The 14,438-nt window shown below is 66.6% G+C and carries 14 protein-coding genes and 1 pseudogene; 10 read left to right on the top strand and 5 right to left on the bottom strand.

All coding sequences use genetic code 11. The annotated features are described in order from the left end of the window. Window positions 1-203: 203 nt before the first annotated feature. The 5 genes from L1Z78_RS22925 (at window position 204) to L1Z78_RS22905 (ending at window position 5,456) form a co-directional block, all read left to right on the top strand. Window positions 204-1,706 carry an ATP-binding cassette domain-containing protein gene (locus L1Z78_RS22925; RefSeq protein ID WP_234642247.1) on the top strand — a complete coding sequence of 501 codons (1,503 nt, stop codon included), beginning with the start codon at window positions 204-206 and terminating at the stop codon, window positions 1,704-1,706. Between the two features lie 55 nt (window positions 1,707-1,761). Next, a complete protein-coding gene (locus L1Z78_RS22920) occupies window positions 1,762-2,166 on the top strand; it encodes a hypothetical protein (protein ID WP_234638635.1) in 405 nt (134 codons plus the stop codon). Between the two features lie 41 nt (window positions 2,167-2,207). After that, window positions 2,208-2,882: a response regulator transcription factor gene (locus L1Z78_RS22915; RefSeq protein ID WP_234638634.1), complete on the top strand. Its 675-nt coding sequence runs from the start codon at window positions 2,208-2,210 to the stop codon at window positions 2,880-2,882. Then, window positions 2,879-4,279, top strand: a complete 1,401-nt coding sequence (locus tag L1Z78_RS22910; RefSeq protein ID WP_234638633.1) for an ATP-binding protein — start codon at window positions 2,879-2,881, stop codon at window positions 4,277-4,279. Before L1Z78_RS22915 ends, L1Z78_RS22910 begins: the two co-directional genes overlap by 4 nt. 151 nt (window positions 4,280-4,430) lie before the next feature. Then, on the top strand, window positions 4,431-5,456 hold the full coding sequence (locus tag L1Z78_RS22905) for a sensor domain-containing diguanylate cyclase (RefSeq protein ID WP_234638632.1): 1,026 nt from the start codon (window positions 4,431-4,433) through the stop codon (window positions 5,454-5,456). Between the two features lie 56 nt (window positions 5,457-5,512). On the opposite strand, the gene L1Z78_RS22900 is transcribed toward L1Z78_RS22905, so the two are convergent. Next, window positions 5,513-7,120 carry a methyl-accepting chemotaxis protein gene (locus L1Z78_RS22900; protein ID WP_234638631.1) on the bottom strand — a complete coding sequence of 536 codons (1,608 nt, stop codon included), beginning with the start codon at window positions 7,118-7,120 and terminating at the stop codon, window positions 5,513-5,515. Window positions 7,121-7,550: 430 nt separating this feature from the next. Between L1Z78_RS22900 and L1Z78_RS22895 the strand changes: the two genes are divergently transcribed. Beyond that, on the top strand, window positions 7,551-8,084 hold the full coding sequence (locus tag L1Z78_RS22895) for a DUF2939 domain-containing protein (RefSeq protein ID WP_234638630.1): 534 nt from the start codon (window positions 7,551-7,553) through the stop codon (window positions 8,082-8,084). Between the two features lie 1,097 nt (window positions 8,085-9,181). Further along, a complete protein-coding gene (locus L1Z78_RS22890) occupies window positions 9,182-9,283 on the top strand; it encodes an IPTL-CTERM sorting domain-containing protein (protein WP_234638629.1) in 102 nt (33 codons plus the stop codon). A 29-nt stretch (window positions 9,284-9,312) separates the two neighbouring features. Here the strand turns inward: L1Z78_RS22890 and L1Z78_RS22885 are convergent, their stop codons facing one another. After that, window positions 9,313-9,546, bottom strand: a complete 234-nt coding sequence (locus L1Z78_RS22885; protein WP_234638628.1) for a hypothetical protein — start codon at window positions 9,544-9,546, stop codon at window positions 9,313-9,315. 16 nt (window positions 9,547-9,562) lie between these two features. Further along, entirely contained in the window at window positions 9,563-10,186 is a 624-nt protein-coding gene (gene yfcF, locus L1Z78_RS22880) for a glutathione transferase (protein WP_234638627.1), read from the bottom strand. A 406-nt stretch (window positions 10,187-10,592) separates the two neighbouring features. On the opposite strand from yfcF, the gene L1Z78_RS28115 reads away from it, so the two are divergent. Next, window positions 10,593-11,930 (top strand): methyl-accepting chemotaxis protein, encoded by a 1,338-nt coding sequence (locus L1Z78_RS28115; RefSeq protein WP_275444440.1) that lies wholly within the window; start codon window positions 10,593-10,595, stop codon window positions 11,928-11,930. Between the two features lie 12 nt (window positions 11,931-11,942). On the opposite strand, the gene L1Z78_RS22865 is transcribed toward L1Z78_RS28115, so the two are convergent. Then, complete coding sequence (locus L1Z78_RS22865) at window positions 11,943-12,602, bottom strand: hypothetical protein (protein WP_234638626.1); 660 nt, start codon at window positions 12,600-12,602, stop codon at window positions 11,943-11,945. 133 nt (window positions 12,603-12,735) lie between these two features. On the opposite strand from L1Z78_RS22865, the gene L1Z78_RS22860 reads away from it, so the two are divergent. After that, on the top strand, window positions 12,736-13,278 hold the full coding sequence (locus tag L1Z78_RS22860) for a helix-turn-helix domain-containing protein (protein ID WP_234638625.1): 543 nt from the start codon (window positions 12,736-12,738) through the stop codon (window positions 13,276-13,278). 425 nt (window positions 13,279-13,703) lie between these two features. Here L1Z78_RS22860 and L1Z78_RS22855 read toward each other — a convergent pair. Continuing rightward, window positions 13,704-14,060, bottom strand: a pseudogene (locus L1Z78_RS22855) (Bug family tripartite tricarboxylate transporter substrate binding protein); the annotation flags it as partial. Window positions 14,061-14,185: 125 nt separating this feature from the next. On the opposite strand from L1Z78_RS22855, the gene L1Z78_RS22850 reads away from it, so the two are divergent. Next, on the top strand, window positions 14,186-14,437 hold the full coding sequence (locus tag L1Z78_RS22850; RefSeq protein WP_234638624.1) for a helix-turn-helix domain-containing protein: 252 nt from the start codon (window positions 14,186-14,188) through the stop codon (window positions 14,435-14,437). Window position 14,438 lies beyond the last annotated feature (1 nt).

Genomic DNA, 14,438 nt, shown 5'->3' with positions numbered 1-14,438 from the left:
GCTGACGCGGCACCGATACACCAATGTGATGGTTGTATCCTGTGAAATGACGTCCATTTGCGTTAGTAGTGTTTCTTTTTGTGACGATTTGAGCTAGGGCCAAACCGCTTAGACTGCCGGCCCATCGAGCCGGGCGCTGAGCCGTCCCGGCTTCACAGAAAGCGGCCCGCGAGGGCGCATCGCATCACAGGGAGGGCATGGCTTTGAAGCAGGACTACAGCTTGCAGGTGACGGGTTTGGGCGCATCGTTCGGCGCGCGCGTCATCCTGGCTGAGGTGGACTTCGTGCTGCCGGCCCGTGGCATCACGGCCCTGCTGGGCCCTGTCGGCTGCGGCAAGTCCACGCTGCTGCGCACGCTGGCCGATCTCAATGCCGCCAATCCCCGCTTTCGCCGCTGGGGCGGCATGCGCTACGCGGGCCAGCCATGGCATGGCGGCATGCCGGCCCCTCGCCTGGTCCAGCAGCAGGCCCGGCTGATGCGGGCCACCACCTTCGACGCCATCGTCGAACTGGCCCGGCCGCGCCTGAAGATGGTGCCGCATGAACTGCGCGACTGGTGCCGGCAGCAGGTGCAGGCCTTCGGCCTGCCCGAGCTGGGCCTGATGCTGGACCAGCCCGCCATGGAGCTGCCGCCCCTGCAGCAGCGTGCCGTCGCCATCCTGCGCGAGGCCCTGGCCGGACCGCAGGTCCTGCTGGTGGACGAACCCACGGCCGAGCTGGAGGGCTACGAGGCCTTCGTGCTGCTGGAGCTGCTGCGCCAGGTGGCGCAGCGCATGGCCGTGCTGATGAGCACGCACCAGCAGCAGCATGCCCAGGCCGTGGCGCAGGACATGCTGCTGCTCGCCGGCGGGCGCATCGTCGAGGCCCAGTCCATGGAGGCCTTTCTGCGTGCGCCGCTGTCGCTGGCGGGCCAGCAGTTCGTGCGTACCGGCAGCTGTTGCGTGGCCTCGCCCGATGCGCGTGCCGAGGACCTGGAGGAGGGGGCTTGCGTGCCGCCACCCCTGCCCGCAGCGGCCCTCGCTGCGATCTCCGAATTCCAGCCACAGGCACCGCAGGCCGCAACGCCGCCTGCGGACGTGCCCCTTGCCCAACCCAAGCCCGCGGCGGCCACGGTGGCCGCCGCACCTGCCGTGCCGCGGCCCGCTGCTGCCTCGCCCCGGCTGCGCGGCGTCAACCCGGCCGTGCTGGTGGACTGGCAGCCGCTGGCCGCCGATCCCCAGGCCGTTCCCGCCAGCCGCGGACCCAATGGCTTCGCCTGGCTGGTGCCGGGCCGTCTGGCCGGTGCGCCGCAGCCCGGCGTGGTGCAGGACATGGACATCGACCTGCAGGCGCTGCGCCGCTGCGGCGTCACCGTGCTGATCACGCTGACGGAAAACGACCTGTCGCAGGAGCCCCTGCGCCGGCACGGCCTGCGCAACCTGCACCTGCCGGTCCACGACCATGAATCGCCCACCGTGGCACAGATCCAGATGCTGCTGGCGCGCATGTCGGCCATGCTGCGCGCGGGCGAGGTGCTGGCCGTGCATTGTCTGGCAGGCCTGGGGCGCACCGGCACGGTGCTGGCCGCCTGGCTGGTCCGGGAAGGACTGACTGCCGAGGAGGCGCTGCGCCGCGTGCGCCTCATCGATGCCCAGTACGTGCAGTCCCGGGCCCAGGAGGATCTGCTGTATGCGTACGAGGTGGCACTGCTGCTGAAGATGGGCTGACCGATCACATCAATCCGGCGCGTGCATCCCATGCGCCAAGAAAAGGAAAGCTGCAATGAGTCTTGACAACGTTTTGAGCGAGGTGGCCGGCTCCGTCCCCGAGTGCCTGGCCATCGGCTATGTGGATGCCGCCTCCGGCATGCTGCTGGCCATCCGCACGGTGGACTCGCATCCGCGCGAGGTCATCGACCTCGTGGCCGCGGCCACGGCCGACCTGTTCAATGGGCCCAATGTCTCCATGATCGAGAGCCTGTTCAAGAAGTCGCGGGGCCTCAAGGATGACGGCCACCACTATTTCCAGGAGCTGATCGTCAACAGCGACAACCTGATCCACGTCTTCCTGCGCGGCAAGCAGATGCCCGACTACGTGGCCGTCTTCGTCTGCCGCCGCACCGCCAACCTGGGCATGGCGCTGACCAAGGCGCGCATGGCCATGCCAAGGATCGAAGCGGCGGTGTAGCCGCCGCCCACCCCCTCGTTCCAGAGCGTTATTCTTCCACCATGCGCTTACTGCTTGTTGAGGATGACGCCATGATCGGCGAGGCCGTGCACATGCTGCTGCGCGCCGAAGGGCATGCGGTGGACTGGGTGCGCGACGGGCTGCATGCCGATGCGGCCTTGCGCTCGGGGGCCGGCCACAGCCATGGCTATGACCTGGTGCTGCTGGACCTGGGCCTGCCCGGGCAGGACGGTCTGCAGGTGCTGCGCCAGCTGCGCGCGCGCCGCGACCGCACGCCGGTGCTGGTGGCCACGGCGCGCGATGCCGTGCGCGACCGCATCGCGGGGCTCGATGCCGGAGCCGACGACTACGTGGTCAAGCCTTACGACCTGGACGAGCTGCTGGCCCGGCTGCGCGCGCTGGCCCGCCGCGCGTCGGGGGCGGTGGAGCCGCTGTACGAGCATGGCGGCGTGCGCCTGAACCCCGCCACGCGCGAGGCCAGCGTGGATGGCCGTGACGTGGTGCTTTCGGGCCGTGAATGGGCGGTGCTGGAGACGCTGCTGGCACGCCCCGGCAGCACGCTGTCGCGCCAGCAGATCGAGGACAAGCTCTATGGCTGGGGGGACGAGGTCAGCAGCAATGCCATCGAGGTCTACATCCATGGCCTGCGCAAGAAACTGGGCGCCGGGCTGATCCTCAATGTGCGCGGCGTGGGCTACATGCTGCCCAAGCCATGAGCGGCCACCTCGCCAGTCGCCTGTCGGCATGGGCGCGCCGCTTGCTGCCGGGCGCGCTGGGCACGCGGCTGCTGCTGTTCATCGGGGGCGCCATCGTGCTGACGGCCTTGTTGCAGGGCCTGCTGGCCTATCGCAACGCCCTGCAGCAGACCGACATGCTGTTCGACTACCAGATGCAGCAGACCGCCTTCGCGCTGCGCGCGGGGCTGCCTGTGGATGCCAAGGGCCGGCCCCAGGGCACGCCGCCCGAGGACGAGAACCACGACTTCATCGTCCAGGTCTGGACCAATGAGGGCCTGCGCATCTTCGAGTCGGCCCTGGGCGCGGCCCTGCCGCAGATGGCGGTGCTGGGCTTTGCCGACGTGCCCGCGCGCGGCACGGTCTATCGCGTGTTCTCGCTGCAGACGCGCTCGCAGGTGATACAGGTGGCGCAGGACATGCGCGTGCGCCGAGCGCTGGCCCGCGATGCCGCCTGGCAGAGCCTGCTGCCGATCGCGCTGCTGGCGCCCGTGCTGGCGCTGGCCGTATGGTGGGTGGTACGCCGTTCGCTGGCACCCGTGCAGCGCGTGCGCCGCGAGCTGGCCGCACGCATGCCGCAGGATCTGGCGCCCGTCGCCACGCAAGGCGTGCCCGACGAAGTGCGCCCCCTGGTGGCCGAACTCAATGCCCTGCTGCAGCGCGTGGGCCGGGCCTTCGAGGCGCAGCAGCATTTCGTGGCCGATGCCGCGCACGAGCTGCGCTCGCCGCTTGCCGCGCTCAAGCTCCAGCTGCAGGCCCTGCGGCGCGCGCCCGATGGCGCAGCGCACGAGGAGGCCGTGCAAAGGCTCGCGTCTGGCATAGACCGTGCCACGCGCCTGGTCGAGCAGCTGCTGGCGCTGGCGCGGCAGGAGGCCCAGGCCACGGCACCCGCGCACAGGCAGGAGGCCGCAGTGGACCTGCGCGAGGTCGTGGCCCTGGCCCTGGGCGAAACGGCCGTCGCCGCCAGCCAGCGCGGCCTGGACATGGGGCTGAGCGAGTCGCCCGCGCAGCAGCAATCCTTTGCCGTGGCCGGTGATGCCCAGGCGCTGCAGACACTGGTGCGCAATCTGCTGGACAACGCCATCAAGTACGTTCCGCCGGGCGGCCGTGTCGACGTGGGCTGGCGAAGCGATGCGCAAGGGCGCGCGCTGGTGGTCGAAGACTCTGGGCCCGGCATCGCCGAGAGCGAGCGCGCACAGGTGCTGCGGCGCTTCGTGCGCGGGCCTTCGGCGGGCCGGCAGGCCGAGGGCAGCGGCCTTGGCCTGGCCATCGTGCAGGCCATCGCGCAGCGCCACGGCGCCCACCTGGTGCTGGACCGTTCTCCCACGCTCGACGGCCTTCGCGTGCAGGTGGTATGGCCGCCTGAGGTGAGTGGCTGACACACTCGGTGTTTCCCCTGGTCTGTGGTCAAGCCGTGGGGACATGCTTTCAGGGCGGTCCTGGCCGGGTCACAATCTGCACGAAGTCTCCCGCCTCGCCCGCGCTGCGACAGGCGGGAGCGCGTTCTTAGCCATTTCGAGAGGTCATCGCATGGAGTCCCTTGTTCAGCGTCTGTCCCAGTCCGTGACGCAGGCGCATTCGCTGGAAGAGCTGACACGCCCGCTGCTCCAGATGCTGGAGGAGAGCACGCGGCTGGAATCCACCTACCTCACAAGGGTCGACGAGACGCAGGGCGTGCAGCAGGTACTGTATGCACGCAACGTGCAGGAGATGCAGATTCCCGAGGGTCTGGTCGTTCCCTGGGACGACACGCTGTGCAAGCGCGCGCTGGAGGAAGAGCGCATGTACACGCCCGACGTCGGCGCCTGCTGGGGCGACTCCGAGGCGGCGCGCGCGCTGGGCATACGCACCTACGCCAGTGCCCCCGTGCGCTTTTCCAATGGGCAGCTCTACGGCACGCTGTGCGCGGCCAGCCAGTCATCGGCGGCGCTGAGCAAGGAGTCCGAAGGCATGCTGCGCCTGTTCGCCAGCCTCATCGCCGAGCGCGTGGAGCGCGAGCAGCTCATCGCCCGCCTCAGCAAGACCAACCAGGAACTGGCTGCGCTGGCCCTGCTCGACCCTCTGACCGGCCTGCCCAACCGCCGCAGCCTCACCGAGGAGCTGGGCCGCCTTATCGCGCGGTGCACGCGCAGCCAGGAATGCGTGGTGGTGGGCTTCATCGACCTGGACCGCTTCAAGCGCATCAACGATGAACACGGTCACGAAGCCGGCGACGCACTGCTGCGTACCATGGGCGAGCGTCTGTCCGCCAGCCTGCGCAGTGCCGACATGCTGGCGCGCTTCGGCGGCGACGAATTCGTCTTCATCGGCGTGGGCCCGCTGTTCGGCAGCGAGGCCGACGCCGTGGTGCACGAGTTGCAGCAGCGGTTGTCGGCCGCCTCCATCTTCCAGATGGAGCTGCCCGACGGCAGCCTGCTGTCCTATGGCGGTGCCAGTGTCGGCGTGGTCTGCCTGCGGCCCGAGGCCACCGATGCGGATGACGCCCTGCAAAAGGCGGATGCGGCCATGTACCGCGTCAAGACGGCCCGCAACCGCGAATCGTCGACGCTGCACTGAGCCAGGGGCCCGTGGCCGGGCAACGCGATCTCCATGATTGATGACGTGAACAGGCCCTAACCCGCGGCCAGCATCGGGCGGCGCTGCCGCTGCAATGCCGCTGTCTCCTGGTGGGAGGCTGCTGCATCGAGCTTGAAGGCGCTCACCGTGCGTACCAGGTCGCCGGCCTGGCCGCGCAGACTGGAAGCCGCCGCGGCCATCTCCTCGACCAGGGCGGAGTTCTGCTGGGTGGCCTGGTCCATCTGCGTCACCGCCTCCCCGATCTGCGCCACGCCCGAGCTTTGTTCCGAGCTGGCGGCGCTGATCTCTCCCATCAGGTCCGTCACGCGCCGGATGGCATCCACCACCTCGGCCATGGTCGTGCCCGCCTGGTCTGCCAGGGTGGCGCCGTCATGCACGCGGCTGGTGCTGTCGGTGATCAGTTGCTTGATCTGCTTGGCGGCCTCGGCACTGCGGCTGGCCAGGCCGCGCACCTCGCTGGCCACCACGGCGAATCCCCGGCCCTGCTCGCCGGCCCGCGCGGCCTCCACGGCGGCATTGAGCGCCAGGATGTTGGTCTGAAAGGCGATTCCGTCGATCACATTGATGATGTCGGCGATCTGGCTGCTGGAGTCGCTGATGCCGCGCATGGTGTCGACCACCTGCCGCACCACCTGCCCCCCCTGTTCGGCCACCGTGGACGCACCCAGTGCCAGCCGGTTGGCCAACTGCGCGTTGTCCGCGTTCTGGCGAACGGTGGAACTGAGCTGCTCCATGGACGCCGCCGTTTCCTGCAGCGCGCTGGCCTGGCTTTCGGTGCGCGCCGACAGGTCCTGGTTGGCCTGTGCGATCTGGCCGCTGGCGGCCGCCACGCTGACCGAACCCTGGTGCACCTGGCGCACTACGCCGCGCAACCCTTCCTGCATGGTCTGCAGCGCGCGCAGCAGCATGGATACCTCGTCCTTGCCGCGCACATCGATGTGCCGCGTCAGGTCTCCCGCGGCCACGGCATCTGCCGCGTGGATGGCCTGGCGCAGCGACCGGGCCATGTTGCGGATGATGGACCATCCCAGCAGCACCCCCAGCAGCACGCCCGAGACGATGGCGCCCACGGCCACGGAGAAGATCACCTCGTACAGCGATTGCGCGGCCTCGTATTCCTCCTTGGCGACGCGGGTCTGCAATGCGGTCAGTTGCACGATCACCTCGCGCAGCGGCGCGTACAGCGCCTCGTCCTTGTCGATGAGCAGTTGCCGTGCCAGCTCCAGATCCTCGGACTGCAGCGCCTGCTGCGCCGGCTTCAGAAAACCCTGGAGAAAGAGGGTGCGCACGGCTTCGAAACGGTCGGCCATCTGCGCTTCCTCCACGGTCAGCTTCGTTTGCCGAAAGGAACTCCAGAAGCGGTTCACGTCATCGATATTGGTCTGTATCTCCTGCTGTTTCTGGCGGGTGTATTCGGGTGTGTGGATGGCGATGGCCGTGGATACCGCATTGCGATTGCGCAGCAGCAGGCGCTGCACCTCCAGCAGATCGCCGAGCGCGACCAGACGCTCTTCATAGACGACCTTGAATCGGCGGTTGGATTCGCTGATTCCATAAAGGCCGAAAGCGCCGATCAGAATCATGACCAGTGAGAGGAAACCAATCAGGGCGGTCAGGCGAGTCGATAACTTGAAATTATTCATACTGCGTCCCTTGCATGCTTTGCGGATGTAGGTGGGTACTTGCTGCGACGATTCCCATGGAAGCAGCGTCATTCCCACAAAGGGCTCGGCCGCTGCCGCAGTGCGCTCTTCATGAGTAATGCGCTGTCTGCGCAAAGGGCGCGCAGACGCCGGGAGACGGAGACCCTGGCTTGCCGACCGGCTGTCTCCAGCGGAAGGGCGTCCATGTTGTGGTGAATTTTAAACTTTTTGTTACAAACTATAGTCCGAATCGTATTCCACGGGCAATACCCCTTTTTCAGGTATTGGGCGGGGATCGATAGATGTTTTCTGTGGGCTGGTGTTACCCCCGGCAATGCCTGCCGCCCTTGAGGTTCTGGCATGGCGCCTAGAATGGAGGCCCAGCCAGGCCAGCGGCCCGGCATTCACGAACGCACACGAAAGACCGCGGATGAAATCCAAGACACTGGCCGGCATCCTGGCCGTACTTTGCGTTGCGGGAGGCGGCCTGCTCTATGCGTCGCCCTACATCGCCCTGCACCAGATCGGCAAGGCCGTGGAGCGCCGCGATGCGCAGGCCCTGTCCGGCCATGTGGACTTTCCCGCGCTGCGCGAAAGCATCAAGGGCCAGATGATGGCCAGGCTGGAGGCGCAGATGGGGGGCGCGCCGGATTCCTCGAAGAATCCCCTGGCCGGCTTTGGCCAGACGCTGGCGCAGGGCCTGGTCACCCAATTCACCGAAGCTCTGGTGTCTCCCGACGGCGTCATGCTCATGCTGGAGAAGGGCAAGCCGGGCAAACCCGCCGACGTGGCCGCCGCAGGCGTAGGCGTGGACACCCAGGGCGGCCCGCGCCGCAAGGACTATGCCGTGGAGTACCAGGGTTGGTCCAAGGTCTTCGTCCATCCCAGGGGCGAGTCGGGCGGTTTCGTCTTCCGGCGTGAAGGCCTGATGGGCTGGAAGCTCGTGGCCGTGAAGATGGATTGAGCCCGCCTGGCTGTTGTCACGAATTGGGTGAAATATGTCATTGAAAATGCCCCATTTTCATTGAATTCATGGTTTTTTGAAATTCATGGAATAAATGGGAATTTCCTGGGATGGCCTGTTTTACCTGCATGACATGGGGGGTGATGTGGATTTTGAGCATCTTTTGGGCAATTGAAGGGCACCCAGAATGTGGTGAATCAAGCAGAATTCTGAATTTCGGCTTGCTCAAGAGAGAAGCAACCTGAAATGATGAAGCAAGCGTGATGCCGTATCTGAATAGATAAACTCAATCCATCTCGCGAGAAAAAATGGATATGGCAATGAGCCATTCCTCCATGGTCGCGGTGCTCACTGATATAAGACGCTTTTTCAGGCATTTTGTATCGGGAGATTTATGGCGTTTCGGTCCTGGCGAGTTGCATATCCCGCAGGTGTGCTGATGGGCGGGTTGTTCGCGGCCCCCGTCTGGGCGGCCGACTGTGTCAATGGAGTCAACGTGAGCGATTGCACCGTTCCTGCTGGAGCGACATCGGTCGTGATCGAGCTCTGGGGCGGCGGAGGCGGTGCCGGAGGCGCGGACGTGGGGATCAACGGTGGAGGGTGGCGGCGGTGGGGCCTATTGCCGGGGGGCGTTCTCCTTGCCGGCGGGCACTTTCATGTTCATCACCTTGGGCGGTGAAGGAGGCGGTGGGGCACTGAATGGTATCGATGGCGGCAACTCCACGGTCGATTGGGGAGCCGGCTCCATCCAGGCCGAGGGCGGACGGGGCGGCTCCCGGCCCGCAGGGGGAGCCGGCGGCAGCGCGTGCGTGGGCGCGGGTTTGACCGGGTTTTCCGGGGGGGATGGAGCGCAGGGCACTCCGCTTCCGGTGGTGGAAGGGGGCGCAGGCGGTGGTTCCGCAGGCCCGTCAAGCAATGGCAAGCCTGGAATCGGAACCACAGGCGGACCGGCGGTGGCGGGTGGAGGCGCAGGAGGAGACGAGGGGTCGAGCGGGCAATGGCCCGGAGGTGGTGGCGGCGGCGGCCGCCTGGGTGCAGGAAGGGATGGCGCCCAGGGGCAGGTAAGGCTGACCTTCAGCGCCGCACCGGTGGCTGGCGTGGCCACACCCGTGCCTACGCTGGGTGACTGGGGTGTCATCCTGCTGGGCGGCCTCCTGGCGCTGCTGGGCTTTTCGCGCGCCCGCCGTTTGCGGCGCTGATTCGCCGTGGCCCCGGTGCCTCACTTGCCCTAGCCCTGGTGCAGCCTCTTCATGATGCTGCGCCTGGCCAGGCGCAAGGCCCGTGCGTCGGCATCGGCCTGGGTGCCGCAGGGCTCGCCGTCGCACACTGGCTCCAGCGCACGGCCGGTGGCCGTGTCGAGCAGGCTGGCATGGGGCAACCATGTGGTTGCCTGGGCTTGGTCCGGGGCGACCTGGCGAGAGTCGGGCGTGATGCGCACCCCCATGTAGAGAAGGCTGTCCATGCCTGCGGCCAGGGTCTCAGCCGGCCAGAGGGGGACGCGGCTGGGCCAGCCATTGCTGGATGGCCGGGTGCTGCCACTGGCGCCTGGCGTAGCCGGCCAGATGGGGCGGAACGGGGTCGCCATTGAGGATCAGGCGGTTGAGCATCAGGGCCAGATCCACATCGGCAATGGACCAGGCGCCTGCGATGTGGTCATGCTCCGAGCGGATGAAGGCTCCCGCCACCGAGAACAGCTTCTGCGCCGCGGCTTCGCCCGCGGGCGACAGCTCGGCCTTGGTGGGGCGGTAGAACACCACTTCGGTGCTGCGCTCCGAGCGCAGGGCCATCAGGTCGCTGCGCAGCCAGGCCTGGACCTGGCGCACCCGGGCGCGGGCCTGGACATCCTGCGGATACAGCCGCGCACCGCCGAAGCGCTCTTCCAGGTACTCGGAAATGGCCGAGGACTCGGACAGGCTGAAATCGCCGTCCACCAGGGTCGGCACCCGCGCGGTCAGCGAGGTGGACACATAGTCCGCCTGGGTATGGTGGCCCGCCGACAGGTCCAGCGTGCGCAGCTCGAACGCAATGCCTTTGACCTGCAGGCAAACAAACACGGACATGGCGTAGGGCGAGGCGAATTGCGAGTCGGCGTAGAGCAGCATGAAGGCCTTTCAGGTGGGAGCATTCCTTGGGGCATCGATGTTAGCCGAGCCCTGCGGGCCCGGGATGGGTGTCCGATCGACGACCCGGAGTCCGGGTACATGAAGAAGCACCGCGGGATGAACAAAGGAGGGTAGGTATCTTTTGGTTGCATTTGTTTCTTCGATATGGGGCAGCATTGAACTTGAAGGGCTGGTTTCAATGGGGAGATTGCAAACAATTGTGGATATTCAACGTCTCCAATGCATTTTTGAGGAGTGCATGCCTGCCATATGCGGCAGGCGCCTACAGGAAAAATAAAGCAAATAGATACAATCGTTGCAGGATTGGCCTGGCGCCCGCAACGGCCGTGTGGGTGGGGCCATGCGTGCATGGCGCCCGTCCAGCGCTGAATACCAAGGTTGTTTCATGAGTGGCATCCGCTCCATCCTGGCCAGGCTTGGCCTGTGCTCCGACTCCCCCAGCCCCCAGTTGAAGGCCCTGTACAGCACACAGGCCATCATCGAATTCGACGCACAGGGGCGCATCCTCTACGCCAACGCACCATTCCTGGAACTGATGGGCTACCGCATGGAAGACCTGCGCGGGCAGCATCACCGCATCTTCGTGGCGGGGGCCGACGCGAGCGGCCAGGACTACCGTGACTTCTGGGCGCGACTGGCGCGTGGCGAGGCCTTCGTGGGCCGTTGCCGGCGGCTGACCCGCGAGGGCCGGGAAGTCTGGCTTCAGGCCAACTACAGTCCCGTGCTCGACAGCCGGGGGCAGGTGGTGCGGGTCGTCAAGTACGCCATGGACATCTCGGCCGAGGTGCTGCGTGACGCGGAGGCCAGCAGCCAGCTTGCCGCCGTCGGGCGGGCGCAGGCGGTGATCGAGTTCGGCCTCGATGGCAGCATCCTGCGTTGCAACCGCAACTTCCTCGATGCCATGGGCTACGCGTCCGAAGGTGAACTGGTGGGGCGCCACCACAGCATGTTCGTGGCACCCGAAGAGCGCAACGCGCCGGAATATGCGGCCTTCTGGGCGCATCTGGCCCAGGGCAAGCATTACCGGGGCCAGTTCAGGCGCCTGGGGCGCCGGGGCAACGATGTCTGGATCGAAGCGAACTACAGCCCGGTGCTCGACCAGTCGGGACGGCCCTTCAAGGTGGTCAAGTACGCCACCGACATCACCGAGCGCTTCGAGGCCACGCGCCTCGTGCAGGCGGCTTTCGAGCAACTGCAGCAAGTGGTGCGCGACAGCGCCGCCCAGGCCCTGGATGCGCACGCCCAGACCCGGGATGTGACCAGCATCGCCCAGCGTGGCGATGCGGCGCTGGACAGCGCGGTCGACGCCATGTCCAGCATCTCCAGCAACTCGCGGCGCATCGGCGAGATGGTGGGCCTCATCGACGGCATCGCCTTCCAGACCAATCTGCTGGCACTCAACGCCGCCGTCGAGGCTGCCCGCGCGGGCGAGCAGGGGCGCGGATTCGCAGTCGTCGCCGGCGAGGTGCGCACCCTGGCGCACCGCTGCGCCGACGCGGCCAAGGAAGTCAAGTCCGTCATCGGTGCCTCTTCGCAAAGCGTGCAGCAGGGCTTCGAGCGCGTCAACGAATCGGGCGACATGATGAAGCAGATGCGCGCGGCGGCCGCCAACGCCAGCGGCATCATGGACCGCATCATCCAGGCATCCCATGCACAGGACACCCGCCTGGGCGAAGTGCGCGAGGCCGTGCTGCGTCTGGAGAACGTGGTCGTGCAGGGCTGAGCCGCGCCCCGATCACCCCAGGCGGCCCATGCCGCCTTCAAACACATCGCGCAGCTCGCGCAGGGCTGGCGAATCCCAGCCATCACGGTGCTCGCCATGCAGGGCGGCGGCCACGAAAACGATCTCCGTCAGCTGCGCAATGCGCGCCGCCATGCCGTGCGCCACGATATGGCTTTCCGTCTCCTGGTGCTCGCCCATGTGCATCAGTGCCTGCGCCAGCTGCTGGGCCTCGTAGTTGGCCTGGCGGGCCAGCTCGCGCCACTGCGAGGGCGCGGGATCGGCAGCGCTCTCTGCCTGCAGCCGCGCCAGCGTGGCGCGCGGAAAGACGATGTGGTCCACCGGCGTATCGGAGATCCGGGACAGCGTCTGTGCCGCCTGGGCCAGCAGGGCGGAACGCGGACCGGATTCCGCATCGCCAGGCACGCACCGGGCCGCGTTGATGCAGGCCGCCACGTCAAAGGCCATGTTCGACAGCTCTCGCGATGCGCCGGCCTGGGCCGCGCGGCGTGCCACACTGCTGGCGATGCGCAGCAGGCGATCGGATTCGCCGCTGTGCCGGTGGTTTTCGTCGGTCATCGCGGCCTGCTGCAATGCTTGCGCCGCCTGCAGGAACAGCGCGCGGTCTGCCGCAGCGACTTTCTTGTGCGATGGGTTGGGGGCGGCGTGCTTCATGGACCTCCTTTGGGCACCGAACAGGCGCGGCAAGGGAGCCGCCTGAGGGGTCAGGTAGTATTTGGCGCTTGTAGTGACAACGCATTCATAGGCTATCAAACAAAAATTTGATCTTCAACAATTTGTATAAAAAATGTTTGACTTCTCTGCGCGCCTGACGGAGGAAAGAAATAGGCTCAGCCTTAGCCAGGAGGCGTTTGGCGCCATCGCGGGGGTGTCAAAGATGTCTCAGCTCAACTACGAGAAGGGTGTCAGAAAACCGGATGTGAGCTACCTCATGGCTGTTGCCGAGCATGGGGTTGACGTTGCCTACCTGCTAACAGGTCAACGTTTGTTTGACCCCAACGCCGTCCAGCACGAACGCGCCGAACCGACCCTCGCCGCCCGTCTGCAGCAGGAACGTCGGCGCCTGAACCTCAGCGAAGCCGAACTCGCCCACAAAGCTGGCCAGGACCTGCGGACCCTGAAGCAATTCGAGTCCGGCACCCTCGTCCCCGACGCCACGGCGCTGCAGCAACTGCACCTTGCCGGCGTCGATACCGGCTACGTGCTGCTCTCCCTGCGCGCTACCCCGCCCGATGCCGATGTGCAGGCGCTGCTGGCGCATTACGGCAAGGCCAGCGAGGCGGGACGCGCGCTGGTGCGCGGGGTGGCGGAGCTGGCTGGGCGGGGGTGAGGTTGTTGAGATGGCCGCGCGCTGGTCACGAAGCCATGGCTGCTGGTGCCTGACGCGGTCCCGGTACCGGGACCGGATTACGCACAACCCGCCATCGAGGCGGTTTTTTCATTCCGAGTTATGTCCGTGGCGCGATCCGATGCAGCGCAAGGCAGCGTCTGTCAACAAGGACCGCTTCTCACAAGCCGCAGCAGTAGCCGCTGATTGATCGCAAACTGGCAAATGCGAAGCCCCTGATTCTGGCCGCCTTCGGGCGGTTTTGCTTTGTGCGTCGTGGGCTCGCAGCATGCCCGCTGAGACCCTGGCCAGGATCAGTCGGCATTCATTTGCGCGCTGCGTGCGATCTTGCCCAGGCGTTCGTACTCACGCTTGGTCTGGGCGTCGAAGTCGGCCACGCTGGCGCTGCGCGGGGTGAAGCCGGCGGCCAGCAGGCCGACGGAGGTGAAATCCTTGCGGGGGTCGAAAGGCATCTTCTTGTAGATATGCGGGTTCAGTGCATTCGTGGAGATGGCGCCCATGCCCACGGTGTAGCCGTCGGGCGCTGCCTTGGCCACCGCATCCATGCCGATGTTGCCGCCTGCGCCCGCGCGATTGTCGATGATGACCGGCTGGCCCAGACTCTGCGCCATGTGAGCGCCCACCGTGCGCGCCACCAGATCAGTGGTGCCTCCGGGCGCATAGGGAACGATGAAGCGGATGGGCTTGGCCGGATAGGCTGCGTCCTGCGCGGCCACCGGGCCAACAGCCAAGGCGAGCACAGCATACGCGGTGGCGCTGAGCAGGGCGCGGCGGGTTGACAGGGGCGGGGTGAAGCAGCCATGGGCAGTGTCTCCAGAGATCGTTGCAGGAATGAACGACCGGCATTCTTGGCCGGCCTGCGGTTTCCTGCAATCGTTCTTTCCACTGCATGGACAGTCAGACCCTGGCCACCCAGGTGCTTGATCGTGTTCTGCGCATCCTCGACCAGCTCTCGCACTACGACGCGCGTGGGCTGTCGTTGTCGGACATCGCGTGCCAATCCGGCATACCTCACCCTGGCGTTCACTGGCTGTTGCAGGACATGGCGGCTGCGCGCCTGGCGGCCTTGCTGAGTGCCGGGATCGCGGGCATTCAGCCGCGCGTGCAATTGCACTGGAGTGATCACGCCCCCTTGCGTTGAG

Origin of the sequence: Delftia tsuruhatensis, assembly GCF_903815225.1 — a bacterium.
Taxonomy (GTDB): domain Bacteria; phylum Pseudomonadota; class Gammaproteobacteria; order Burkholderiales; family Burkholderiaceae_C; genus Comamonas; species Comamonas tsuruhatensis_A.
This window is presented reverse-complemented; position numbering and strand designations above follow the sequence as displayed.